The sequence below is a fragment of the Streptomyces sp. CBMA156 genome (genome assembly GCF_014596515.1).
GTDB lineage: Bacteria > Actinomycetota > Actinomycetes > Streptomycetales > Streptomycetaceae > Kitasatospora.
On record NZ_MSJQ01000149.1, the window covers coordinates 1 to 26,510 of the forward strand.

7 protein-coding genes and 1 pseudogene are annotated in these 26,510 nt (G+C 72.9%); 1 reads left to right on the top strand and 7 read right to left on the bottom strand.

From position 1 onward, the window contains the following. Window positions 1–791, top strand: a pseudogene (locus BU198_RS12435) (type VII secretion integral membrane protein EccD); the annotation flags it as partial. Between the two features lie 60 nt (window positions 792–851). On the opposite strand, the gene BU198_RS12440 reads toward BU198_RS12435, so the two are convergent. From BU198_RS12440 to BU198_RS12470, 7 genes are all read right to left on the bottom strand, one after another. Further along, on the bottom strand, window positions 852–21,644 hold the full coding sequence (locus BU198_RS12440; protein WP_223244297.1) for a protein-glutamine glutaminase family protein: 20,793 nt from the start codon (window positions 21,642–21,644) through the stop codon (window positions 852–854). A gap of 120 nt (window positions 21,645–21,764) precedes the next feature. Beyond that, window positions 21,765–22,064: a hypothetical protein gene (locus BU198_RS12445; RefSeq protein ID WP_188296902.1), complete on the bottom strand. Its 300-nt coding sequence runs from the start codon at window positions 22,062–22,064 to the stop codon at window positions 21,765–21,767. Further along, window positions 22,057–22,506 carry a YbaB/EbfC family nucleoid-associated protein gene (locus BU198_RS12450; protein WP_188296903.1) on the bottom strand — a complete coding sequence of 150 codons (450 nt, stop codon included), beginning with the start codon at window positions 22,504–22,506 and terminating at the stop codon, window positions 22,057–22,059. Before BU198_RS12450 ends, BU198_RS12445 begins: the two co-directional genes overlap by 8 nt. A gap of 195 nt (window positions 22,507–22,701) precedes the next feature. Further along, on the bottom strand, window positions 22,702–25,149 hold the full coding sequence (locus BU198_RS12455; protein ID WP_188296904.1) for a hypothetical protein: 2,448 nt from the start codon (window positions 25,147–25,149) through the stop codon (window positions 22,702–22,704). Window positions 25,150–25,249: 100 nt separating this feature from the next. Beyond that, on the bottom strand, window positions 25,250–25,615 hold the full coding sequence (locus BU198_RS12460) for a hypothetical protein (RefSeq protein WP_188296905.1): 366 nt from the start codon (window positions 25,613–25,615) through the stop codon (window positions 25,250–25,252). Between the two features lie 19 nt (window positions 25,616–25,634). Further along, the gene (locus tag BU198_RS12465; protein WP_188296906.1) at window positions 25,635–25,934 is read right to left on the bottom strand and encodes a WXG100 family type VII secretion target; all 300 of its coding nucleotides are present in this window, start codon (window positions 25,932–25,934) and stop codon (window positions 25,635–25,637) included. Between the two features lie 32 nt (window positions 25,935–25,966). Continuing rightward, a complete protein-coding gene (locus BU198_RS12470; protein ID WP_188296907.1) occupies window positions 25,967–26,293 on the bottom strand; it encodes a hypothetical protein in 327 nt (108 codons plus the stop codon). Window positions 26,294–26,510 lie beyond the last annotated feature (217 nt).

A 26,510-nucleotide genomic window follows, 5' to 3' on the forward strand; every position in this document is an offset into this window, starting at 1 on the left:
CGGGCGGCGGTGAGCTGCTCGGGGCCCGGATCCTGGCGGCCTCCTCGGCCGGGGCCGGGGCGGCGGTGCTGGCCCTGGCGGCGGTCGGCGCCGCGGCGCCGCTGTTCCTCGGGGTGGCGCTGGTCGCCCTGCTCGGGGTGGGGTCCGGGGTGCTGGTGCTCTCCGGGATGACGCTCGCCCAGCTGGTGGCGGTGATCGCGGTGGTGTCCGTCCTGGTCGGCGCCTTCGTGCCCTCGCTGGCCTTCCGGCTGTCCGGGCTACGGCTGCCGATGCTGCCGCGCAACGCGGAGGAGCTCCAGCAGAACATCGAGCCGGTCCCGGCCGCCGCCGTGCTGCCCCGCGCCCTGGTCGCCGACGACTACCTGATGGCCCTGTACTCCGCGATCGGCGCCGTCTGCGCCGTCTGCCTGGCCGTGCTGCCCTTCGCCGACGGCTGGGCGGGCCCGGCGCAGGCGGGCGCGATGAGCCTGCTCCTGCTGCTGCACGGCCGGGCCGTCGGCAGCATCCGCCAGCGTCTGGCCGTCCTGCTGCCCGGTGTCCTCGGCGGCCTGGTGCTGCTCGCCCGTGCCACCACCGACGCCTCCGGCACCGGCCGGCTGCTCCTGCTGGCCGCCCTGCTGACGGTGGCGGTCGCCCTCCTGGTCGCCGCCTGGACCGTCCCCGGCCGCCGGCTGCTCCCCTACTGGGGCCGCCTCGCCGACATCCTGCACACCCTCTGCGCGCTGTCCCTGCTCCCGCTGGCCCTCCAGGCCTGCGGGGTCTACCACACCCTGCGCGGCCTGGGCGGCTGACCACCGCCCCGCCCGACGGGCCCCGGCCGGACGCCTCCGGCCGGGGCCCGTCCCGTTCTCCTACGGGAACCCGCCGTACTCCTCCAGGCAGCTCCTGAGGACGGTCCGCAGCTGCTCCGCGGTCAGCGCGCCGACCCTCTCCTGGGCCGTGTCGGAAACCTCCTTCCGGAAGTCCTTGAGGGCCTTCCCGGTCAGCTCCGGCCTGCCTGCCAGCTCCTTCTCGACGAACGCCTGGACGAGTGCCTTCCGGATCTCGCCGATGAACTTCGTCGCGACCTCCCCGATCGGGTGCTCCGCCGCGAGCGGACCGGGCCCGACCTTCGCCAGGAGGTCGGCCGCCTGGGTGACCCCGAGCGCCGCCAGCCTCTGATCCGAGAACCCGGCCACGTTCCGTCCGCAGGCTTCGGCGGCCCGCGACTCGTGCGCGGCCGCCGCGTCCTCCGCCTCCATCAGCTTCGGTTCCACCAGCTCCCACACCTCGGGGATCTGGGCCTTGAAGCCCTCGAACTCGCGCAGGTAGGGCAGGGTCCTCCGGGCCAGGTCGAGGCCGGTCATGTCCTGGACGTCCCCCAGCCGGTGCAGCGCCTCGTCCACCCGGCCCGCCTCGTGCGGGTGGGAGACGTGCCGGACGGTCCCGGAGTTCCCGGCGCCGCCGAAGTAGAACTCGACGGCGTCGCGCACCGTGGCGGCGTCCCGGTCACTGAACCGTCCGTCGAAGTGGACCGGGTCGCCGCCCGGTTCCGCGTAGGTGGTGTCCTGCGCTCTCGGGTCGGTGACGAACGCCCGGCCGTAGTACCGCTCGTACGCCTCCTCGAACCGGAGACCGCGGGTCCATCCCTTGGACTGCTTGAGGTTCGGCAACCCGTCCGCCTCGGCGCGGTGCGGGCTGATGTCGATCGAGACGATCTTGATCCCGGCGAAGGCGAGTTCGTCCATGACGCCGCTGCGCATGCCGACCGCACCGACGATGCGGTAGCTGTCCGCGAGGTACCTCAGGAGGGCGAGTTCCTTGCGCCGGTTCCCGACCGACGGCCAGTTCCAGTAGTTCTGCAGGGCCTGCCCGGTCCACCCCTCCGGCTGCTCGCCCATCACGACGACCTTGAAGCGTCCGCCCGCCGCGCCCTCGACCTGGTCGATGATCTGGCGGACCCCCACCAGCCCGGTGTCGAGCGCCGGCGCGTTGGCGCCGGCGCGGTTGCTGTGGCCGCTGTCCCGGTACGTCACGATCACGTAGTCCTGGTCCGGTTCGAAGCGGCCCAGGGCCGGGTGCTCCAGGTCCCGCTGGAAGGCCTCGGCCTCCTGCGGGGTGTAGTGCCCGTAGCTCCGGGCGAGCTCGGCTATCCGGGCCGCCCGCAGTGAGCGGTCGCCGGCCTCGTCCCGGTGGCCTTCGACGCGGGTCTGGAGCCCGTCCAGCTGCCCGGCCAGGAACCCCAGCCGGGGCTCGGCGGTCGCGGGCCTCGGCCTCGGCATGATCTGCTCGACGAACCTCCAGTGGTCGCCCGCGATGCTCCTCGTCATGCGCGTCGCGATGTCCTCCGAAGCCGCCGTCTCGTTCCGCCAGGAGTGGGCGGGCAGACTCGTCTCCGTGGTGTAGTGGATCCTTCGCCCCTGGGTGAAGAGGTCGTCGTGGAGGTTGATGATCCCCTCGACCTGCCTCCTGGTCGCCTCGCTGACGTTCCACACCAGCAACGCCCGGTCCGGATGGGCGAGCAGGGCGGCGCGCATGTGGTACATGTCGCCGGAGTTCTCCGCCCTGATGGTGTAGGCGTTCGCCCCGAGCCCGGTCAGCTCCGTCCGCGACATGTGGTCGTTCGACATGGTCACCCACAGATGGGTCTCGGACGTGGCCCGGGCCACCTCCCGGGGGGCGGGCGCGGCCGGGCCGTCGGCCTCGCCGGGGACCTCCAGGATCCGGGTGGCCGGCTCCGCCGCGTCGGTGCGGACGGTGACGACCCGGTCGCCCCCGTCCACGAGCCTCAGCGAGCCGTCCGCGTCCCGGCCGAGGAGCAGCAGCACGTCCTCACCGTCCGGCCGGGTGAGCGCCACGGTGGCCTCGGTGCCGACGGGGCGCTCGCGCAGCCGGTCCGTCAGCGCCGTGAGGGCGTCCGTCCCGGTCCCGTAGTCGTAGGCCAGCCGCTTCAGGTTCTCCGCCCTGATCGCGGCGGCCGCCGCCACCTCCGCCTCCGTCCGCGGCCCCGGCTGCGGCGCCGGTTCCGGCTGGAGCAGGTCCAGGGCGCGCCCCCGCTGGAGCTTCCAGGTGGGCTGCTCGACCGGCGGCACGACGACCGGCGCCGCGTTCCCCTCCGCCACCGCCTCCTCGCCGATGAGCCGCACCGCCGGCCCCTGGCCCGGGTCGATCGGGTCGTTCGCGGTCGCGAGGGGGACCGGCTGCTGGTCGTCGTGGAGGAGTTCCTGCCCGAGCGCGGTGGCGTGGACCCGGCCGTCCTCGACGCGCAGGCGGTGCCAGTTTCCCGGGCCCTCGACCAGCGGGAGGCCGTCGGCGTTGTAGCCGACGTTGCGGGCCACGACGGCCCGGGGGTTCGCTCCGCGGGTCAGGAAGACGGAGCCGTCGCCGGCGACGGCTGTCACGTCGGCGAGGCGGGCCAGGTTGGGGCTGAGCGGCACTCCGGTGCGGTCCGCCTCGGCCCGGCGGGCGGTGACCAGGTCGTGCACGAGGCCCAGGGTCCTGGCCGCGAAGGAGTCCGCCACGCCCTGCCCGGTGTTGCAGGACAGGAAGCGCAGGTCCTCGCCCTGCCACTGGCCGCCCTCGGCGAGCCTGAGCAGCGCGCCCGCGAACTGTTCCGGGGTCACCTCCTCGCCGAGCCAGGTCGGGGCGCCGCTCTCCGCCCTGCCGTGGAAGACGACGGTGAAGTGCCCGTCGTCGTGCGGGAGGCCGGCCAGCGCCGCCGACAGGTCCGGCGAGGCGTTCCGCTCGGCCAGGTCGGCGAGCCAGTGCACCCGGCCGCCGGCGCCCTCCACCGGGGTCGCGAGCACCTTGGCGATGGCGTCGGGGACGGAACCCCGGCTGATCCGCTCCCCGCCAGGGTGCAGGGTCGTGAAGAGCACCCGCTGGCTGTCGTCCGAGGTCACCACCTCGGTCCGGTCCCGCGGAACCTCCATCTCGATCGGCACCAGGCCCTTCTCGGTGAGCGTGCGGTCCCCGTCGCGGAAGGTGACCTCGATCTCCGCGTAGCCGGTGTACCGCACGCTCGGGTCGGCGTACTTGGCCCCGGCGACGATCTTGCCGGAGGCGCCCGTGGACGCCCCGTCGCGCCACCGCTGCCCGTACCCACCGGTCACGGTGCCCGTGAGGTCGGTACCGCCCTCCAGACCGGCCTTCACCCCGGCCTGGACCTGGGCGTTCCACAGGCCCCAGTCCAGCCGGGTGCGCCGCCCGCCGCCGGCCGAGTCGTTGGCGGGGCTGAGGGCGGCCGCCGTGTTCTCCCGCTGGAACTCCAGCTGGACGATCGAGATCCTGGCCGTGATGTCGGCGTCGGCGACGAACAGGCGCCCGCCGGGGGACGGGGTGCCGACGCTCCGGCCGTCCCGCACCATGACGTCACGGTCCGGCCCCCCGGGCTCCGGGGACGGCAGGACCTCCCGCCCCCGGGAGACCGAGCCGAACAGCGCGGACAGCTGGGCGTGGCTGTGGGTGTTCCGGGCCACGGACTCCAGCCAGGACCAGGTCCGCCCCTTGAAGAAGCTCGACCCGAACACGGTCAGCAGGTCCCGCACGCCGGACGTGTCGTCGATCCAGCGCAGCACCCCGGCCTCGCGCGGCCCCTCGGTGAACAGGGACGCCGGTGGCCGCCGCAGCTCCTGCGCGACGACCGCCTCGGCCGGGCGCAGCGGCGGGAACCCCTCCTTCGGGGCACCGTAGCGCGAGGGCACCACGGGCTGGTCCCGGTCGGCCTCCATCACCACGTCGGCGTGGATCGTGGCCTCGACGACCCTGCGCTCGTAGCGGCCCAGCCCGGTCACCCGGTCGCCGAACCGGCTCAGGCTCCGGTTGATCCTGCCGAGCACCGAGCCGTTCGCGTCCGGGGGCTGCGCCGCCCGGTCGGGCCGGATCGCGTCCGACGGGTGCAGCCGGACGAACGGGCTGTGCTCGAAGCGGATCCTCAGCAGCACCCCGGCCTCGTGGGCCACGCCGGGGACCTTGCTCTTGACGGCCGTTCCGGCGGCCGAGGAGTCGCTGCCGTGCTCCAGCCGGTCCACGCCCTTCGCCCCGGTGCCGCTGACGCCGCCCACCGCCTTGGGGCCGACCGCCGTCGGGTTGCCGGTGCCGAAGAGGCTGACGGTCACCGCGGTGCCGTGGCCGCCGCCGGTGTTGGTGCCGCCGTCGGCGCTGGTGAGCGAGGTCTGGTGGCCGGTCCCGATGTTGAACTCGACCTGCGGCAGCTGCCCGGTCCGGTTCAGCGTGACCAGCTCGGCGGTGACCAGCGCCTTGCTCCTGCCGTGCTCCACCACGAGCGGGTGGCCGGACATCATCGACTTGAGGTCGATCTGGAGCCGGTCGAAGTCCAGTCTGGTGGCCAGTTTCTCCGCCAGGCCCGACCAGTCCCTGCCCAGGAAGGCGGCGGCGGTGCGGCCGCGGGCGTCGACCGGGGAGTCGCCCAGACCGCGGACCAGGTCGTGCACCGTCCCGCTGCGGTCCTGGTTCAGGTGGACGGCGGTGACCACGTCGGAGGAACCGAACCGGTGGTTCGCCGGCATCCGCGGGTCGTTCGGGTCCGGGGCGGTGCGCCGGGGGGCGGCCACCACGGCGGGGACCGTGACGGGATCGGGCGGGGCGATCGCGCCCGACCGCTTGCCCGGCTCGAAGGTGGTCGTGAACACGGCGTCCGCGTCGGTGAACTGAGCCGCCTCGACGCTCTTGCCCCGGCTGTTGGTGCCGCCCGTCCGGTCGATCGAGATGCCCTTGACGTAGTCGCGGGTGTGGGTGGCCTGCACGGCGGCGTCGACCCACGGGAGGGAGATCCCCACCCGGCCGCGGACCCGGATCCGGGTGCGCGAGTCCGCGGTGGTGCCGGTGGTGGTGCGCTGCTGGCTGCCGGACTCGAACTCGAAGCCGGTGACCGGCGTCTCACGCGGCCGGGGACGCTGCAACTCGCCCCCGACCACGACGGTGCCCTTCCAGCCGTCGAGTTCGACCGGCACCCGGATCCGCCCGCCCCGGGTGAGCCTGGACATCTCGGACTTGAGGCCGTCCGCGTCGATCGACCTGGCCAGCCTCGCCTCGACGTCGGCGGGCACCGGCTTGCCGGTGTGCCCCTCCAGCGTGGCCAGGACGTTCCGCAGCACCGAGGTGTCCCCCCGGCCGAGACTGAGCACCACGTCGGACTGGCCGAGCCGCAGCGGCGCCGGGGCCCCCTCGCCGGCCTGGTGCGCGACGGTCTGCGGCAGCGGCGGGACGGCCTCCACCGGGTTCTGCGGCGGCCGGAAGCCGGTCCGTTCCTGCTCCTCGATCGCGCGCAGCGCGGTGTGCACCTGTTCCAGGCTCAGCTCCGCGGTGAGCACGACGGGCCGCCGGTCCGTGCCGTTGGCCCTCAGCAGCACCTCGAACTCGACCCGGTACAGCTCCTGCGGGCTGGCGTACTTGCCGTTGGCGAAGCTCTTCCCGGACTCCCCGCCGCGCCAGCCGTCGCGGACCCGCGACTCCACGGAGCCGGTGACGGTGCCCTGGAGGCTGTCCCCGAACGGCTTGTCCGAGGTGTTCCGCACGTTGTCCCAGGTGTGCACCACCCCCTTGCCGCCGCCCTGGACCTGGCCGTTGAGGGTATCGGAGCGCAGGTGGCGGGACGAGTCGAAGGTGCTGGTCTCGCGGACGGGGTTGAGCTCGGCGCCCGGCTGGGTCCGCACGTGGGTCATCCGCAGCATCCGCACGGTGGTGGCGAGGTGCAGGTCCCGCAGCGGACCGCCGGTGACCTCGGGGCCGCGCAGCGCGGAGCCGCGGGACATGCCGACGAGGTGGGCGCTCACCGCGGCGTGCGAGTAGGCCTGGAGGACGTCCCCGCGCACCTGCCGCCAGGCCTTCTCGCCGAGCAGCAGCGCGCCGACCCGGTCGAGTTCCCGGTGCAGCGGGGCGACGTCACGCAGGTCCCGCACGACGGTGGTGTCGGGCAGGCCCGACCACACCTCGTCCAACGGGGCCGGGACGTCCCGGTCCAGCGGGTGGACGGGGTCGGCCGGCGGGCCGGGAAGCTCCTGGGCGACGAACTCCGGCGGCCGCGCCCCGGCCACGGCCTGATCGGCCTCGGGGACCGGGACAGCCTCGTCCTGGTCGATCACGGTGCGGAAACCCAGCTCGGCGTGGGCGGTCCGGTCGGCGGGATGGGCGAGGAGACCGCCCTGCCAGCCGAAGGTGACGGTCAGCTCGGCCGTCCCCTCGAACAGCACCGCCGGCCGCTTGGTCTTGGTGCCGCTCCCCAGGTCCGAGCCGGAGCCGACGAGCCCGACGCCGTCCCGCCCGCCCCTGATGCCCGCCCCGCCACCGCCGCCGCCCTTCTTGTCCGTGCCGTTCCCGACCGCCGACGCCTGCCACTCCTTGCTGGTCGTCCGCTGCTCGACGTGCGAACGGGCGGTGGCGGTGGCGATGTTGAACTCGGTGCTCGGCAGCGTGTGGACCTGCCGCATCCGGGTGACCGACCCGCCGCCGATGGTGATCACGGCCGTCGCCCCGGTGAGGCTCTCGTCCGTGATGACCAGCTTCTGGCCGGACATCGTCCCCTTGAGCTCCTGGTGCAGGGTGTCGAGGTCGAGCTCCGACAGGATCCTGCTCCGCAGCTCCTCCCAGCGACCGCCGAAGTAGGCCTTCGCCTCGGCCTCGAAGTTCGCCACGAACTTCTCCATGGCCGACGCGTTCGACCGCTCGGCCAGGTTCTGCAACTGGACGTCGCCCTGCTCGTCCACCCGGGGAGCGGGCCGTGGCGGTTCCAGCGGCCACACGTCGGTGACGATGTGCGAGCCGGCCAGCCGGCGGTGCCCGGAGACCTCCAGGGGCACCGCGAAGTGGCTCTGCTCCTGCTGCAGGGCGCCGGCGGTCTCCCGGCTCGGGACGGCGACGTGGCCGGTGAGCGTGAGTTCGACCGGCTGCGGCGACCGCCAGGTGCCCGGAGCCGCATGGTGACGGGCGTCCAGGAACTCCACCTTCAGGACGAACGGGGTCGCGAAGAGCTCGGTCGGCTCGGTGGTCTTGCCGCGGGCCATCGTCCGGCTCGCCTCAGCGGTGGTGCTGCCGTGCATCCAGCCGTGCTGGTAGCCGAGGGTCGCGGTGAGGTCCCCCGAACTGCCGAACTTCGCCTTGAACTGAAGACCCACGTTCGCCTGCTTGAGCCGGTCGGCCACGATGCCGACCGTGCTCTGCTGCTCCGAGCCGTACTCGTACTCGAAGCCGGACAGCTGCCTGAGGTGCCGGCCCTCCCCGACCGTGGCGGTGATCCTGACCTGCCCGGACCACCGGCCGGCCTGGAAGTACACCTCCCGGACGTCCCCCCGGGACAGCGCGGACACCGTCGGACGCAGCGTCTCGCCGCCGAACAGGCTCTGCGCGAGCGACCGCGCGGCCTCCTGGTCCCCGTGCAGCGCATCGGCGAACCGGCTGACGAGGGTGTCGAAGTCCTGCGTCCGGGGGTTCTCCAGGTGCACCAGCACGTCGGACGCGGCCAGCCCGCGCTCCGTGAAACGGGTGGGCGGGGCAGGAACGGGCGGCGGGGTCGGAACGGGTGGCGGCACCTCCTCCGAGACGACGGTCGTCGTGACCGCCGTGACGGGGACCGGCTCGGTCACGGGGTGCTGGGCGGAGGTGGACGGGTTCAGGATCTGCGTGATCACGTCGTCGATGGGGACGTGGTGGCCGGGCTCCTCCTGCGCCTCCTGGACGTGGTCCTGCGCCTGCTCGACGTGCTCCTGCTCTACGTGTACCTGCTGCTCCTCGACGTGGTCCTGCTCTACGTGTACCTGCTGCTCCTCGACCTGCTCCTCGTTCTGCCGGACGACGTCCGGCTCGTCCGTCCGGGTCGCAGAATCCATGAACTCCCGGAACCCATCGAGCAGTTGCTCCTGCTCGAACTGTTCCTGCCGCTCCTCGACATGCTCCTGCTCGACGTGCTCCTGCTGCTCCTCGACCTGCTCCTCGTCCTGCCGGACGACGTCCGGCTCGTCCGTCCGGGTCGCGGAATCCATGAACTCCCGGAACCCGTCGAACAGTTGCTCCTCCGCCTCGGTCCGGCTGACCTGGTTGGCCGGCTCCGGATGCTCCGTCCGCGGGTCGTTCCCGAACAGGCGCTCCAGCAGCGGCACCAGCTCGGGCACGTTCTCCCGCACCCACTCGGCCCCGTTGTTGCGCGGCAGCCCGGTGGCCGGGTCACTGCCGTGGTTGTGCCCGAAGTACGCGGTGACCAACTGCGCGAAGAACTCGTGCTCGTTGCGCGCCGAGTAGTTCCCGACCCGGTCGCCGGCACCGTCGCGCAGCCCGCCGTCCGGCCACGCCGTGACGCTCTCCTCGCCGAACAGCTCGGCCAGGGCGTCGGAGACGCTCCGATCCCGGTAGGCCTGCCCGATCAGCTCCTTCTGCGCCTCGGTCAGCCCGAACTCGTGGATCGCGTGGGCCAGTTCGTGCGCCGACGTGGAGTACCCCTCGGCGTACCCCAGGTGCGGCCCCACCGACGTCCGCGCACCGAGCAGGTTCTCCTCCGTGATCAGCACGAGGCCGTCCCCGCTGGAGCCCCGGACCACCGACCAGTCACGCCCGTCACCCGTGCCGTGCCCGGACGCCACGAAGCCGGGGACCTCCGTCATCGGGACGTCCCGCGGCACCACCCCGACCCGCAGGCCCGCCGCCACCAGCCGGTCCGCGACCTCCTTGTTCGCCAGCATCCGCGCCACCAGCTCCTCGGCCGTCCGGCGGGCGGCGACCGGCTGGTGGGTCCGGGGATCGACGTCGACCAGCAGCCTCGCCGCCGCCTGCGCGAAGTCCTCCGGCCCCAACTCGGCGCGCAGGCCCGCCATGAAGGCCTCGTCCGCCGCCAGCCGGCGCCGCTCCTCCGAGGACAGGTGCTCCAGCTCCCGCACCCGCTCGTGCAACGACCCGGGCACCGGCATCTCGCCACCCCCCAGCCCGACCGGCGGCCGGCCCACGACGACCTGCCCGTCCTGCCCGGTCGACGCCGGGGCCGGCCGCGTCGACGTGTCCTCCTGCATCGCCGTGTCCGACGCCGCCGGGGCGTCGTCCGTCTCCATCGCGGTGTCCGCGGAGGTGTCCGTGGAGGTGTCCGTCGGCTCCGACTCCGACGACGGATCCACCCTGGGCCTCCGGGCGGGCGGGCCCTCGCCGTCGGCGCCGTCCCCGTCCCCGGCACCGTCCTCACGGCCCCGCTTCTGGGTGGGGACCCACGCGCTGTAGTGGTCCGTCTCCAGCTGGAGGTGTACGTCCCGGGTGGGCGCCGGGCCGCTCAGCGGTTCCAGCACGTGGACCGGCTGACCGGTCCGGTGGATGTGCAGCCGCACCCCGAGCGCGGAGGCGACCACCCGCGGCGCGAGGTCCCCGGCCGCCGTGTTCCAGTTGCCGGTGTGGCCGATGGTCCGGGCGAGCTGGCCGACGGTCGTCCCGAACTCCCGGGCGAACTGCCGCACCATGCCGAAGTTCTCGGGCAACTGCATCCAGTCGACGACGCGCCTTCGGAGTGCGGCCGCGTCCGCGCCCTCCGGGGCGAGCACCGCGTTCACGGCGTGGTAGAGGCAGTCTCCGTCCGGCGGCACTTCCTGCAACCGGAAGAGTTCGGGCCGCTGCCGCTCGTCCGACATGTGGTTGTCGTAGGTTCCCTCGATGATCCGGTCGAGGCCCCGCACGGCCGCGTCGGCGCGGCGGTCGTCGGTGGTGGCCAGCTGCCTCTCCCGGAAGAACCGTTCGGACCTGCGCAGGCTCCGCCCGCCGGGCTCGTCGTTGCCGGGCTGGCTCCGGTCGTTGGCCGCGGCGGTCAGGAAGTACGTCTCGCGCTCGACGAAGTAGTGGCTCGCGACGCCCTTGGGGAAGCCGAGGTCGTCCGTCGTGACCGCGGGGTCTCCGTGGAGCCGGGCCAAGTGGTCGACCACGTCCGCGTATCGGGATCCGAGGTGGGTCGAGGTCCCGACGCCCACGCCCATCAGGGCCATCCAGTGGTCCACCAGCAGCGGCCGGTCGGCCATCGAGGGGTCGATCACCATCGGCACCGGGCTGTCGGCCCCGCTGAGGAGGACGTCGACGGTCACGGCGACGTGGAACCCCCACCGGACCCGCCGCGGCCCGGTCCCCGAGAGCGGCGCGGCAGCGTTCGCCGAGGTGACCTCCAGACCCGCCCCGCCCGTGGCCGTCTGGTAGCGGACGAAGACCTTCTGGTTGGTGATGCCGAGCTCGGTGAGCCGCACGGCCATCAGGTGCGCCCGGTCGAAGCAGCCGTTGTCGGGGAAGTCGAAGGGGATCCGGTGGCTCTGCCCGTCCGCCGCCTCGTAGTGCAGTCGGCCCAGCTGGTGGAAGAGGTCCATCGCGCCCGCCTCGTCGACGACCGGGTGCTCCCACAGCTCGCCGTTCCTGACGTAGGCGTGCAGCTCGGTCGCTTCGGGGAACCGCGTCCGGAGCTCCTCCAGGAGCGAGCGCTCGCCCCCGCGGTCGTAGAAGTCGAGGGCCCGCCACAGGGTCCTGAGGTCCTCCCGCAGCGGCTGGATCGCCGCGAGCACCTGCTCGGACTCCTCGCCGTTGATCAGGGACGTCCGGAGGCGGCCGGACGCCGCCAGCTCGTCCGGGTGCAGGAACACGTCGGCGAGGTGCGCGGGCGGGGCGACGTCCGGCCGGCCGAACCGGCTGAGCACCCGGGCCGCGGCCCCTTCACCCAGGAGCCCTTGCTGCGCCGCGTCGTGCAGCACCCGCACGAGGTCCTGGCCGTTGTTCCGTTCCGCGTAGCGGATCACCAGGCGGTCGAAGTTGCCCGGGGTGCCGTCGAGGAGGTCGAGGAGGGTGAAGACGTCCCCGGCGTTCGGCGTCCCGGTGGCCAGGCTTCCCTCCAGTCCCTGGGCCGTCAGGTCGATGAGGGTGTCCTCGGCCGGCACCGGCCCGAGGTTCATGTCCCCCATGACGGTCGACAGGTCCATCGAGAAGAGGTCCGAGAGGTCGCCGAACGGCAGCACCGACTGATCGGCCTCACCGGCGAGCTGGTCCGTGCCGAAGAGGTCCGCGTACGGGTTCACCGGGGGCTGTTCGCCGTTCCCGTCACCGCCGTTCCCGTCGCCGCCGTGCCCGGGCCGCAGGTCGGTGTCGAGCGGCGGCGGAGCGGGGGCCCGCTCGGTGAACCGCAGCTCCGGGGGCAGTTCCGTGCTGACCTGGTCGGCGTGGACCTCCGAGTAGCCGGCCGGGACCTCCATGGTCGCGGTCGCCATCTGCACGTTGGCGCCCTGGCCCGTGAAGGGCTCGACGACCTCCCAGGTGCCGCCCTCGGCGATCACCGGGAAGCCGTGCGAGTCGAAGCCGACCGAGGCCGAGGAGACGAAGGTCCGGCCGCCGCCGGGATGCGCGGGATCGTCGGCGTGCCGGGCGGGGAACGGCGCGAACCAGACGTCCTCCCTGGGTGCCCGGATGGTGACGCTCACGTTCCTCATGTAGAGGTGCACCTGGAGCGCGGCCAGGTAGGCGCCGTTCTCCGTCCCACCGAGCCGGCAGGCGGCGAACTCGATCTCGTCCCTGCCGTTCCAGTACCTCTGCTGCCTGAGCGAGACGATCAGACCGGCCATCTCCTCGGCGGTGACCCGGTGTCCGCCGACCGTCGGATAGCCGTCCGCGTCCGTGTGGACCACGATCTCGTACGTTCGGGCCGATCCCTCGATGTACCCGAACTCCGGCAGCACGCTGCCGTCCAGCACCCAGCCGTGGAACCCTCCCGCGCCGTCCGTGAGCGGCCGGCCCTGCTGGACCCAGTCGGGGCCCGCCAGCCGGTGCACGGGCGGACCGGGCACCGGCGGCAGGGTCTGCGGCACCGGCGGGGCGGGTGCCTGGTTCTGCTGACCCCCCGCGGCGCTCCCGTCACCCGGCTGCGGTCCGTGGCCGGAGCCCCCGCCGCCGTCCACCAGGTCGTCCAGCTCGATGATCTGCCCTGCGGAATCCTGCTCCGCCTCGTGCGGCGGCTGGGCCCCGGCCGGGTCCGCACCGGGGTGGGCGCTCCCCGGGGAGAGCGTGTCGACGCCGAGTCCGATGGTGTGCGGCGCCGGCCCGACGAGGGCGGTTCCCTCACCGTTGCCCACGTTGAACTCGGTGAACTCGTCCGCGAAGTACGGCCCGACCTCCTCCGGCCGGCTCCCGTGCTCCAGCCAGACCCAGTTCCCGGGGCCGACGTACACCGGCTGCCCGCCGGCGGACAGGCCGACCCGGTCGGCGACCACGAGGTGCGTGGTGCCGAACGGCGAGGTGGTGATCCAGACGTTCCCCGCCGCCGCGTAGGCGACGATCTTCCGGTTCATCCGCCACAGGTGGTTCAGCACCTGGTCGGCGTACGACCGGTGGGCCTCCGACGCCAGGTCGGTGGCCAGCAGGCGCAGCGGCTTGCGGACGTCCCAGCTGCCGTCCTCCACCAGCTTGAACAGGGCGTGCGCGGCCTCGGCCGGGGTGAGGGCGGTGCCGTGCAGGCCGGGGCGCCCGCCGACGGTGTCCAGCACCACGGTGAGGAAGTTGTCCCGGTACTGCAAGGTCGTCAGGAGCGCAGCCAGGGCTTCGTGGTTCGCGGGCCGGTCCCCCAGCAGGTACACACCCGGTTCGCCCGGGGTCACCGGCTCGGCGGCGGCCCGTCCGACGGCCGCCCAGGCCGTTCGCAGGTCGGCCAGGGCCGAGGCGTGGCCGGTGTACTCGACGTCCTGGGCGACCGCCAGGAGCCGGCGCAGGTCGTGGTCGCCCGTCCCGGCCCTGCCGGTCACCTGGTCGGTGAACCGCCGCAGGTCGTCCTGGGTGATCCGGTGGTCCGGCGGCAGCAGCAGCTCGGTGCGGGCCAGGGTGGCGACCAGGGACACGCCCGTGAGCTCGGCGAGGGTGTGCCCGACGGCCTCGTGCAGGGTGGCGGCGATCCGGGCGGAGTCCCACAGGTGCTCGGTCGTCCGGCGGACCAGGGTGGCGTCGGGGGTGGCCGCGTCGGCCCGGTGCGCGTCCGGCAGCCCGAGGTGGGCGCCCGCGGCCTTGGCGAGCGGCCAGAGGTCCTGGTGGAACCGCACCTCGGACGTGTTGGCCAGCAGCGCCACCTGGGACCTGAGCTGCTCGTGGAGCCTCTGCGGCCACTCGGCCACGTCGTTCCGCCACTCGAACGGCCGCACGGATCCGGTCTCCACGTAGTCGATCCGCTCGTGCGGTCCGACGGCCGTGCTGCCGGTGCCGCTGCCCGTGGCGGTGAGGACCGCACCGGGCCTGATCAGGATCTCCCGTTCCCCGTCCCGGTACCGGGAGAAGGGCGTGATGTCGACACCGCTCTCACCTCCCAGACGGATCCGGGCCAGGACCCGGTGGGCCAGTCCGAACCGGTCCAGCTTGACGTCGGGCGGCAGGAACTTCTCGGCCGCCTTGGGCAGCCGGCTGGTGCTGAGCAGCCCCGAACTGCTCAGCACGTCCCCGGCCTTGCCTGCCGTGAACACGCTCTCCGGCCCGTCCAGGCGGCCCAGCGCCCAGTCGCCCCGGTAGACGACGCCGGTCACCGCCGGCAGCCGGTCCAGCGCCTCGATGATCATCTCGGCGTGGATCCGCAGTTCCTTCTCGATCTCGGGAAGCAGTTCCCTGGCCATCCGGGAGATCTCCGCGGAGTGCTCGGGCGTCCGGTACCGCGGCTCGGGGCTGGCGATGAGCCCGCCGAGTTCCGGGTGGTTCAGCAGCATCGAGGGCACCGCCGACACCGGTCCGGCCAGCAGCGCGTCGATCTGCCGGCCCAGGGCGGTGTGCAGCCACGGTCCGCCGTCGTACTTCAGCAGCACGTTGATCAGCGGGTACGCCGTCCCGGTGTAGATGTTGAACGCCTCGACGTGGGCCAGGCTCAGCCGCTCGGCGAGCGTGGCCCGCGTCAGCCCGTTGTCGGCCAGCCACTCCCGCTCGTACGGGTACGGCTCCCGGCCCGGCTCGACCATCCGCTGCCACACCCGGCGCACGGATTCCAGGCCCGCCTCCTCGAAGCCGCCGTTGCGGCGCGAGCGGCTCACCAGGGCGTGGTACACCGCCTCGTGCGGGAGCATGCCGAGCTCCCGGCGCAGGGTGCCCTCCGACAGGCCAGGAACGTGGCGGTACATCGCGGCGGCCTCGGTCAGCAGGTGCGACGGCACCGGCGGGAGCTCTCCGGCGAGTTCGGCACCCTTGAGGATCTCGTAGAGCGAGTGGTCGCCGAGCGGCAGCATCCAGCCGACCAGGGCGAGCAGCATGTCCTGGGCGGAGACGTCCGGGACCTTGAGCGCGCGGAACGCGCCGAGCATCTTCGCCGTGGTCGCCGAGACGCCGGTGCTGAGCTGCATCCCCTTGGTGTTCCGGGTCTCGCCGTACCAGGTGGAGGCCGTGTTGACCTGCTGCCTGACGTTGCCGGGTTCCCAGTGGAGGGCGCGGGAGGAGTCGGTGCGCTGGAAGTCCAGCTCCCGGACGCTCAGCGGCATCCGGACGTTGATGAGCTTCTCGTCCGGCTTCGGCTGATCCGTCCCGGTCCGCGGCGTGCGGGCGTCGGAGCTGGCCCGGTACTCCCGGTGGAGCGCCAGCGGGGCCTGGTGCGCGACCGCGCCGGTGGCGAAGTAGTCCTTGTCGAAGTAGCCGAGCCCGCCGGTCAGCTTGTGCGAGACCTTCCGGGTCACGCTGTTGAGGTAGTCCAGCTGCTGCGGCACCCGGGCGGTGTCCAGGCCCAGTTCGCGCAACCGGACGACCGGACTCTCGTGGTCGGCCAGACCGGTCAGCAGCCGCTTGAGGCCGAACGAGCCGGGCGCCTGCACGGCGTCGTGGGCGTAGGCGGCGTTGAAGAAGGCCGTCATCAGCTCGCGGAGGTTGCCCGTCGCCAGCAGCTCGTGGAACCCCTCCTGGGTGAGTTGTTCGCCGACCTGGCCGGCCGAGGTCAGCTCCCCGCTCAGGAAGACCCGGTAGACCCGCTCCCCGGTCGGATCACCGTGGGCCGCCTTCAGCACCTCGTACAGCCGGTACGCGCTCCCCCGGGCCGCCTGCACCGCCCGTTCGTTCCGGTAGGCGAGCAGGCCGACGGACTGTTCGAAGTTCCTCGCGACGGTCTCGTACTCCGGCGCGTTGTACAGCTGCCTGCGCCCCGCGCCGAACTCGTGCGCCTGCGGGTCCGGCGCGACGATCGGGTGCTCGGGCGTGGCGACCAGCGGCGCGGACTCGCCGTCCAGGTGGGCCGGCAGCTCGGTGGCCACCACCGGGGCGTGCTCGTCCGGGGTGGCGAGCCGGACCCAGTGGCCGCCCGCCTCGACGCGTGGCAGTCCGCTGCTGTCGAAGCCGACCTCGCGGGTGACGATCAGCCGGCGCGAGCCGTCGCCGGCGGCGTGGTCGCGCACCGACCACAGGGTGCCGCCCGGGGCGTCCACCTCGACCTTCAGCGCCGGCCGCTGCTCGCGCAGGGCGGCGACGAAACGGGCCGCGTACGAGTCCGCACCGCCGCGCCCGGCGTCGCAGCCGGCCAGGCGCAGCGGACGGCCGTCCCACACGCCCCGGTCGTGCAGGTCGAGCGCGGTCCTGGCCAACTCGTGCGGTGTGACGGGCTTCCCGTCGAGACGCGGTGCGCCGTCGGATCCGGTGCCGTGGAAGACCAGGGTGAAGTGCGACGGGTCGGACGGGAAGTGGGCGAGCGCCTCCTCGGTGGCGCGCGGGTCCGCCCCCCGGTCGGCCAGCCAGTGCACGCCGGGGCGGACCTCGGTGGTGACCGGCGGGCGCTCGTGGAGGGAGGCCGGGGCGCCGGACGCCGGGCCGAGGGCCGTCGCCAGGTCGTCCCCGCCCGGCTGGTCGGCGGTGTCCCGGGCCCGGACGATCATCTGTCCTTCGGCAGGGCCGTGGTCGCCGCCGGTGGTCCTGACCGGCGCCTCCGTGACGTCCGGGTGCCTGCCGAAGGCGTCCTCGTGGCCGCGTTGGTGGGCGGACCAGCCGGCCTCGTCGAAGTGGGCGAGCGTCCACAGTTCGCGGTAGCGGGCGACGAAGTCGTCGCCGTACTCGCGCTTGAGGTGGTCGGTCAGGGCCTCGTTGAGGGTGTGGCGCGCCGCGAGCCCGTCGAAGCCCCTGGCGGCCTCGCGCAGGGCGGGAGCCGCCGCCTTCTCGAAGGCGGCGTGCTCGGCCAGTTCCCCGGTGAGTTCGCGGTGGCTCTCCTGCCAGTGCTCCTGGCGGCCGGCGAGGTCCTCGTGCGAGCGGAAGGACTCGTCGAAGGCACGGGCGATCCGGTCGCCGTGGCCTTCCGTCAGGCGGTCGGAGGCGTGCGTGGACAGGCCGTGCTCACGGGCGACCGCCTGGGCCTCCGCGGTGGCCTGCCGGCGGACGGCGAGGCGGGCGGCCTGGTGGGTGAGCCGGTCGTGCAGGGTGGCGGGGTCGGTGAGCCGGTCGAGGGCGCTGCGGAGCGCGGCCGGCTCGCCGACGCGCTCGGCGGCGGCCCGGTCCAGCTCCCCGGCGAGTTCACGGAGCACCGTGTCCTTGGCCCGCAGCACGTCGGACTCGCCGGCGCCGAACTTCTCGGCGGACTCCTTGCGCGCGGCGTCCTCGGCCCAGGAGTCGGCCGCCTTCTCCGTCTCCGCGACGGCCCGGCGGATCGCCGCCTCGCGGACCGCCTGGACGGCGAACTCGTGCGGCAGCGCCTGCTCGTGTCCGGCCAGTGACCGGGTGAACAGCTCCACGGCCTCGTCGCGGTCCCGGCGCTTCCCGGTCGCCTCGTCGAGCGGGCCGGCCGCCCGCTCGACGTCGGTGGCGATGCGGTCGCGCAGCCGGTCCCGGATCGCCTGCGTGCTGCTCGACGACAGGTCGGGACGTTCGGTCACCCCGGCCGCGTCGAGCAGTTCCCGGTCGGCCGGGGAGAGCCGGTCGTACCAGTCGGCGGCGGCCCGCTCGACCCGGTCCTGGGCGAGGGCCGCCGCGTTCGCGCGGTCGGTGGCCAGGACGAGTTCGTCGCGCGCGTGCTCGGTGAGCCGCTGAAGGGACTCCCCCGCCCGGGTGTTGGCCTCGATGGTGAGGCTGTCCGCGTCGGCGTAGATCCGGGCGGCCTCCGCCTCCGCGCGCGCCGTGAAGTCCTGCCGGACGAGGTCCACGACGGCGGCGGGGGTGCGGTCGGGGGTGTGGGCGGTCCCGGTGGCGCCGTCGGTGATCCGCGGGGCGTTCCAGGCGGCCGCCGCCCGGTCGAAGTGCTGCACCGCCACCCGGACGGCCGCCTCGCGGACGGAGGCGACCCGCACCAGGCCGTCGAGGTCGCCGAGGATCCGCTCGCGCTCGCCGGGCCGGGCGGCCAGCTCCTCGTACATCATCGCCCGGGCCCGCTCGTGGACCGCCCCGCGCAGGTTCGCCGGCGCCCCTTCGGGGAACCGGCCCGGGGCGTCGAGGGCTTCGTCGAGGAGCCGCTCGGCCTCGTCCTCGCGCCGGTGGCCGCTGCCGTCCGGGTCCGCCCGCAGTTCCTCGGCCGCCTCGGAGAGCTTGGCCTCGTACCGGTCCTGGAGGTCCCGCTGGGTACTGCGCCACTGCTCCGCCCGCGCGCCGTCCGCCTCGGCGCGGATGTGCTCGGGGGCGTCGGTGTAGTGGTAGGCGTCCGGTTCGGAGTCGGTGCCGAAACGCTCGGCGCCCTCCATCGGACGGTGGTACTCGCCGCCGGAGAGGTACTCGGCCGGCGTCTGCGAGGTGGACCTGGTGACGGTCGGCTCGCCGCCCTCGGGCGACTTGGCGTACTCGTGCCACTCACCGCCGCCGACGACCGTCGGGCGGCCCTGCGCGTCGAAGCCGACCTTGTCCGCGACGATCACGTGACCGGTGCCGGGGCCCGTCCTCATGGTGTGCGACTCGTTGAACCCGGGGGCCACCCAGACCGGGCCGTTCGCCGCCACCGCCCTCAGGTCGGCGGACTTCGGGTTCGACCAGACCTCGGCCATCACCTGCCGGACGTAGCCGGGGTTCGCGCTGTCGAGGTTGCAGGAGACGAACTCGATCGTGCGACGGCCGCCGGACAGGTGCCCGAGGCTCTCCAGGCCGAGGATCACGGCGGCGAGGTCCTTGGCCGGCATCGGTTCGCCGTTGCCGTCGGTGTGGATCACGACGGTGTAGCGCGTGGGGTCGACGGGCAGCAGCGAGAGCACGTCGGGGAGGTGGTCGCCCGGCGTGCCCGCGACCCATCCTGGCTGCCGGTTCTCCCCCTCGGGCAGGAAGTTGCCGCGGGTCCACGGGACGTCGCCGGCGTCGCCCGTGAGGAGGTAGTCCAGCCGCTCGTGGACGACCGGCTCGGGCTGGTCCCGGTGCGCGGTCGGCTCCGGATCGGGCTGCGGCTGTACGCCGGGCTTCGGCTGCACGTCGGGCTTCGGCTGCACGTCAGGCTTCGGCTGCACGTCGGGCTTCGGCTCGTGGTTCTGCTGCCGGTCGCCGTTCCGGTTCCCGTCGCCGGCCGGCTGCTGCGGCGTCCGCCGTTCCTCGGCCGTCGGCACGGGGACCGACGACTCCGTCCTGGGGGCCCTCACCGACGAGGCCGGCCCTTCCGAGGTCTGCTCCGCCGTCCGCTCGGACGTCCGCTCCTGTTCGCGCTTCGGCGCCTGCTCCGGGGTCTCCTTCGGCGCCTCCTTCGGGCCCCCGGTCGTGTCGGTGGGCCTCGGCGCCTCCGGCCGCTCGTTGCCGGAGGAGGACTTGGACCCGCCCGGCGACGTCTCCGTCGCCCTGTCCCCACCGGTCGTCCTCGGGGTGCCCGCCGGGGGCCTCGCCGACTTGTCCCCGGACGCCTTGTCCCCCGACGGCTTGTCCCCGGACGACGCCGAGGAGCCGTCGGAGTCCGTCCTCAGGTGCTCAGGCCGCAGGCCGTCCAGCGGGCCGGTCCCGTGCAGCCCGGCGCCGCCCGCCGCCCCCGCCCCCTCCGGGCGGGAGGTCCACAGGGAGGTCGGGTGGCCCATCAGGGTGGACACCACGGCCAGCGGGAAGCGCGCGTAGTTGGGGAGGTGCACGTCCTCCAGCCGCAGCCGCAGCGGGCCGCCGGCGATGTGCCCGAGGTGACCGAGCGCGCCCATCGCGACGCCGCCGTAGAAGCTCTCGGCGCTGACGGTGAACTCGTGCTGCTCGCCGAAGGTCAGGTTGTACGCGCCCTCGCTGACGACGTTCTGGACGCCGCCCTTGAGGTAGTTGCCGATGCCCTCGCCGAACTTGTACAGGAACTGCCCCGCGGTCTGCGGGTGCAGGCCGTCCATCAGGCTCACCGCGCGCCCCGCGAGGTCCTGGGTGGCCTTGACGGTGTCCCTGAGGTGCTGCTGCTCCGCCTGGAGGAACTTCAGGTTGTGCTCCGCGCCGGACAGCGCGCTGCCGCCGAGCTGCCTCAGCTCGTTCTGCAGGTGGCCGATCTGCCGGGTGACGCCCTGTAGTTCGGCCCGGAGCGTGCCCGACTCCATCTTTCCGCCGGCCGCGACCAGCGTCGACACCAGCTTGTTGACGGCCCCGAGGTCGATCGCGTAGCGGGCGCCTTCACTGGCGACCCGCGAGGCGATCAACCGCCCTGCCGCGTTGGAGAGTTCAGCGTCGACGCCCAGCTTGACGAGCTCCCGCTCGAAGGTCTCCCCCATCGTCTGGGTGAGCTTCTCGACCTTGCTGAGGTGCTGGGCGACGTTCTCGATGCCCTGCTCGCCGGCCTCCTTGCCGGCTTGCTTGCCGACCTTCTCCCCGACCTTGTCCGCGAGGTCCTTGAGGGCGTTGTTCTGGACCTTCTTCCCGGCGTTCCCCGCGACTTCCCTGGCGGTGTTCTTCCCGACGCCCTTGGCGGTGTTCTTCGCGAGGTCCTTGGCGACGTTCGCCTTGGCCTGCGCGATGGCCTCCTTGAGCGTGAGGGTGCCCTCCTTCCGCATCAGGCTGAGGGCTTCCCGGAGCGTGCCGGTCGGGAGGTGCTTCAGCTCGTTCTGCGCCAGGTTCTTGAACTCGGAGCCGGCCAGCGCCTTGAGGTCGGCCTGGAGGTCCTTGCTGAGGCCGCGCCCGAAGATCCGCCCGAAGGCCTTGCCGAGACCGAAGGTGAGCAGTTCCAGCGGACCGGTGAGCAGGCCGTTGATCGCGCCCATCTCGACGGCCTGGATGAAGGACTCCTTCTCCCACTGGTCCTTGTGGCCCTTGCCGATCTGGATGCCCTGGATGATCCCGTCCATCAGCATGGCGGTGGTGATGGAGAGGAACTCGTGCAGCAGGAGCTGTTTGAACAGCCAGATGAAGACCTGCTTGATCACCGCACCGGCGGTCTCGTAGGCGACGAAGATCCCCGCGAGCGAGCCGCCGAAGGTGATCGGCGACATGGCGATCGCCCAGGCGATCTGGGCCACCAGCTGGATGAGCTGCGCGATGATCATCCACTTGGCGTACTCGACCTGGTTGGCCACCTTGTGCGCGAAGTCACCGAGCTGTTTGGCCATCACGCCGGCCGCGGTCACGTAGTCGGTGCCACCGGTTCCGCCGATGAGCGGCAGCATCCGCTCGTAGAACCGGTCGGCCGCCTCACCCGCGAACTCGTCGTTCTCGTGGACGGTGCTCAGCAACCGCCTGAGCTGTTCCCGGAGTTCCGGAATCTCCGCGGCGATGGCCAGGTAGTCGTCCCCGGCCGTGCGCAGCCGGTCCTCGTCGGCCTCAGGCCACTTCATGCCGGTCACGATGCTGAAGAACTTCGCCAAGCCCGGCGGCAGCATGATCGACACGGGGCGCACTCCTGGCGTTCGGGGAGCTCGGGCGGCGCACGGCCGCGGGCGGGAGCCGGTGGGGACGGTGAGGGGGACGGAAGGCGGGGCGGGGAGGCGCGGTCGGGCCGGTCAGACCTGGCCCTTGGCGTCGTCCTCCGCGTTCTGCAGGATCACGGAGGTCCGCTGGCCCTTGAGGCCGAGCTTCTCCACCTCGGTGCTCACCTGCCTGAACAGCCTGAACAGGTCGGCGGTCGCGCCGTCCACGTTGTCGTGGTAGGTCTTGCCGATCTCGTCGTGACCGGCCGACTCCTTGTTGAAGGTGTTGATCTCGTCGGTCCGCCGGCCGATGTCGTCGAGGATCTCCGACACCCGCGCGAACCTCTTGAACTTGTTCTGGAGATCCGCGGAGGCGTTCAGCTGCTCAGCCACGGAACTCCTCCTGCCGGTCGCGCCTGCGCCGCTCCTCCGCCGCCGCGTCCTCGGCGAACCCGGGGCGCATGTCCCGCAGCGGCGCGAAGAGTTCGTCCAGTTCGGTGCCGCCGGTCATCGAGGCCCTGAGGGTCTCGCCCAGCCCGCTGAACGCCCCCATCCGCTCGGTCATCCGCTCGCCGAGGTCGGCCCGGGCGGTGTTCAGCACGTCGGCGAGCACCGTCCCGAGCTGGGCCGGCGCCATCGACCGGTACGCGGTGGTGTGGAAGACCAGGGACACCACCTGGCCCTGTGCGCCGACCGTCGCGGTGACCATCCGGTCCTTGGTGGTCGCCGAGGCGGTGGCCGCCTGCAACTCCTTCGCCGCCTCGGCCATCTTGACCTGCTGCTCCGCCAGAGCGGCCATGGCCTGCTCGATCTGCTCGGCGTACGAGAAACTCATCCGTCCGCGCCTCCCGTCTCTTTCCCGGTGTCCCGTTGGCGCGTCCCCGGCCCGGGGGATCGGGCCCGGAACGCGCCGGCTCGTGGGGTCGTACGGTTCTCTCTACGGACGGGGCGCGGCCCGCGGTTCGACGCCGGGCCGGATCGGTCCGGCCGCCCCGGGCCGGCCGGTCGGTCGGACCGGCCGGCCGATCCGTCAGCGGCCGATGACGCCCGTCACGGCGTCCGAGTCGGTGCCCCAGACCTCCTCGTCCTCGGCCAGCCAGGTGGTGCGCTGCCGCTCCTTGTCGCCCTGGCCGGGCGCGCCGCCACCGGCCCCCATCGGGGGGACCATCGGTGCGCCCATGCCGCCGGTCGTGGACATGCCCCGGCCCATCAGCTGGGCCTCCTCGGCGGCGGCGCCGGCCACGGTCCGGCCGGCCGCCATGGCACGGCTCGCGGCCTCCTCGGCGGCCAGCACGGCCGTCGGCTTGACGCCCATGGCCGACGCCAGGCGGCCGCCGACACCCAGCCCGGGCGGGCCTGAGGCGATCCCGCCGACGGTCTTCGGGCCGGCTCCCCCGCCGCCCACGGGCTCGCCGAACAGGCCGGACCCGGTCCTGCCGGAGCCCGTGCCGGCGCCGGAACCGCCCGAACCGCCCGAGCCGAAGGAGACGCCGCTGCCGCCGATCGAACCCGGCAGCCCGGACCAGTTACCGGACCAGCTGCCGCCCCCGCTGCCGGTGCGGATGTCTCCGGCGCCCTTGGAGAGCGCGTACTCCTCGTCGGTGAGCAGTTGCTCGAACTGCGAGACCGGCCGCCCGTTCGCGTCCCGGACGGTGCCGTCCTCGCCGATGGTCCGGTCCTTGCCGAGCACCACCGGGTTGCCGTTGCGGTCCTTCAGCAGCGTGCCGTCCGGAGTGGTGACCGTTCCGTCGTCGTTCCGCTTCGAGCCCGGCGGCACCTTGAACGGCGTGCTGGAGCTCGAACCCGTGCCGCCCGACCCGGTGGTGGAGCCGCCGGAGCCCGTGCCGGGCTGTCCCACCACGGTGCCCGCCGGCACCTGCCGGGGCTTGCCGTCCTTGTCGAGCAGGGGCTTGCCGTCCTTGTCGACCAGCTGGCCCTTGTCGTTGACGCGGGTCCCGGGCGGGACCATCTGCGGCTTGCCGTCCTTGTCGAGCAGCGGCTTGCCGTCCTTGTCCAGCAGCGGAACCATGCCGGTGCCGCCGCCGCCACCGGTGCCGATGCCACCGATCCCGCCGATGCCCCCGGTCGTCCCGCCCTTGCCTCCGCTGCCGCCGCCCGAACCGCCGCCCGTACCGCCGCCGATCCCGCCGATGCCGCCCGTACCACCGCCGGTGCCGCCGATCCCGCCGGTGCCACCCCCACCGGTGCCGCCCCCGTCACCGCCGGCGCCACCGCCGATGTCCGGGTTGCCGACGTCGGTCTTCGGCCCGTTCCCGTCACCGCCCTTGCCGTCGGGGGCCTCGACCTTGTCCTTGGGCAGGTCGAGCGTCACCGGCCTGATCGGCAGCAGGAGCCTGCTCGCGGCGTCGTAGGCGTCGGCCAGGGACCTCCCCGCGGTGGTCGCGGCCCCGTCGAGCTTCTCCACCACCCAGGCGTTCCACTTCTCCTTCGCCTTGGCGTCCAGCTGCTTGACGAAGGCGCCCAGGGACTCCTTGTTGACGCCGTCCTTGGTGGTCGCCAGGGTGACGCCGTTGCCCGAGACCGTGGCGTCGGCGGAGAGGCTCCCGTCGTCGTAGCTGATCGTGGTGAGGGTGAGGACCGCGGTGAAGTTCTTGACCAGCTCGGTGAACGCGAAGTGCACGCAGGTGTACGGCGAGGAGAAGCTGCCGCCGGCGGAGCCGTCGGTGTACTGCCAGTGCTCGCCCTTGTCGCTGTTCGGTCCGGTGCTCTCCAGAGTGGAGTTCCCCCTCCACGCCTCGTAGCCCGAGGTGTACATGTGCGCCTGCTGGGCCCTCAGGGCGTCCCCGGCCTCCTTCAGCTTGGTGACGATGGGGTTGGCCGCGGGCGGGTCCCCGGCCTTCCCCTTGTACGCGCCGAGGTCGCCGCTGAGCCCGAAGTGCATGGCCATGAACTCGTTCTCCAGGCCGTACAGGACCTCCTTGAAACGGCCGGCCGCCGTCCCCTGGAACTCGCTGTCCGAACCGCCCACGTCGTTGAACCAGGTGTTCACCTTCTTCCGCTGCTCCACGAAGAAGGTGTCGACCTCGCCGACGATCCGCGAGGCGTCCCACAGCGTCGGGGGCGCCGTCACCTCGTTGCCGGTGCAGTTCCCCCAGATCGACGGGCCGAGGATGTCCCCCGGGTTGGACTTGAACCGGGTGAACAGGGTCGCCGTCGCGTCGCCCTCCTTGCCGTCCCAGAACGGCCAGTTGCAGGTCACGCCCAGGATCGTGCTGTAGGAGCCGCCGCCTTCGACCAGGTACACCCACTCGGCCCACATGTCGTATCCGGCGTCGCCCTTGCCGATGCCGTTCTGGACCTTGCGCTTGTCGTTGTTGCTCTTGGTGTCCGTGATCAGGTAGTAGGCCTGGATCCAGTCGGCGCCGGTCACGTCGGTCCGCTTCACGACATCGCTGTGGTCCGTCCCGGCGAACACCTTCAGCATCTGCTCCCAGGTGTAGGGCGTTTGGTCGGCCATGGTCATCCTCCGGGCAGGGTGGAACGGTTCTCGGGCAGCGGTGTGCCGCCGGCTCCGGAGGGGCGTGTGGCCCTCCGGAGCCGGCGGCGGGCTCCCGGTGTCAGGGAAGAGTGCTCTTCGGGGCGACGCCGCCGAGCACGTCGTGGAGGATCTCCAGCATCTGGGCCTCCGAGAGGGCTTCGCCGTCCCCCTCGTGGAGCGTCCTCCCCGCCTTCAGCAGGTCGTTGACGATGTCGTCGATCGTCTTGCGGACGGCCTCGATGCCGTCCCCCACGCTCTTCGCGTACTCGACGTAGGCCTGCTTCAGCGCCTTGGCGGACGGGAACGAGTCCTGGCCCGCCTTCAGCGCCGCCGGCGCCTTCAGCCAGGCCACCTTCTGGTCGTTCACGTCCTGCTCGAAGCTCCGCAGGTCCGCGAGCCGGCCCTCCAGGTAGGCGACCGTGATGTTGGTGGTGTCACCGCTCATGCGTGGGCCTCCGTCCTCGTCAGGCGAACTGCTTGCCGGCCTGCGCGTCGGACTCCTTCATCGTCTCGTGCATCCGGTCGAGCGTGGCCGCCGCCGCCGTGATGTCCTGCTCCATCTGCTGGTCGTTCGCCGACACGGCCGCGGAGAACTCGTGGAACGCCGTGGCGGCGACACCCTGGAAGTGCCCGTTGTCGATCACGGCGCTCAACTTGCTGAGGAGCTCCTTCAGGTTGGTCTGCATCATGGAGCCTGCCGCACGCAGTTCGTTCGCGGACTGCTCGACCGTCTCGTGGTGGAGGTGGATGTTGCCGAAGTCCATGGGTACCTGATCCTTTTGTTCGTGACGGGGCGTCAGTCGCCCTGCAGGCCGTAGTAGATGCCGTCGGCGGCGTGGGCGCGCGCCTCGTCCTCGGCCGCGGTGAGGATCTGGTTGGCCCCCTGGGTCGACTGGACGAAGCGCTCGAAGGCCCCGATGACCTGCTGGTAGCGCGTCATCCAGTCGTCGACCCGCTGCTGGAACACGGTGCTGGCGCCGGAGATGTAGCCGCCGGCCAGCTCCTCCTTGATCCGCTCGACCGTGCGGCCGGCGGTCACCATGCTCTCGATCTGCTGCTCCAGGCTGGCGAGGACCTGCCTGATCGCCTCGTCTTCCTTGGTCAACATGCCCGGTGTGGCCATGCTCTGCTCCCTTCCCTTCGCTCGCCGGGCGGGCCGCCCGGCGGAGACATCTGATCGGCTCAACGGCCCTGCGGCGGGCCCTGGTTCAGCTGCACGACGACGGCCCCTGAGCCGCCGCCGGGGTGGCCGCGGGGGTGCCGGCGGCCGAGGGCGTGGCCCCCGTGCCGTCACCCAGCGCCGCCGGGTCCAGGCTCGGCCCGGCCGGCAGCAGGGCCAC

Coding starts and splice junctions, on each gene's coding strand:
- BU198_RS12440 (WP_223244297.1), bottom strand. CDS start 21,644: ATGCTGCCGCCGGGCTTGGCGAAGTTCTTCAGCATCGTGACCGGCATG.
- BU198_RS12450 (WP_188296903.1), bottom strand. CDS start 22,506: ATGAGTTTCTCGTACGCCGAGCAGATCGAGCAGGCCATGGCCGCTCTG.
- BU198_RS12455 (WP_188296904.1), bottom strand. CDS start 25,149: ATGGCCGACCAAACGCCCTACACCTGGGAGCAGATGCTGAAGGTGTTC.
- BU198_RS12460 (WP_188296905.1), bottom strand. CDS start 25,615: ATGAGCGGTGACACCACCAACATCACGGTCGCCTACCTGGAGGGCCGG.
- BU198_RS12465 (WP_188296906.1), bottom strand. CDS start 25,934: ATGGACTTCGGCAACATCCACCTCCACCACGAGACGGTCGAGCAGTCC.
- BU198_RS12470 (WP_188296907.1), bottom strand. CDS start 26,293: ATGGCCACACCGGGCATGTTGACCAAGGAAGACGAGGCGATCAGGCAG.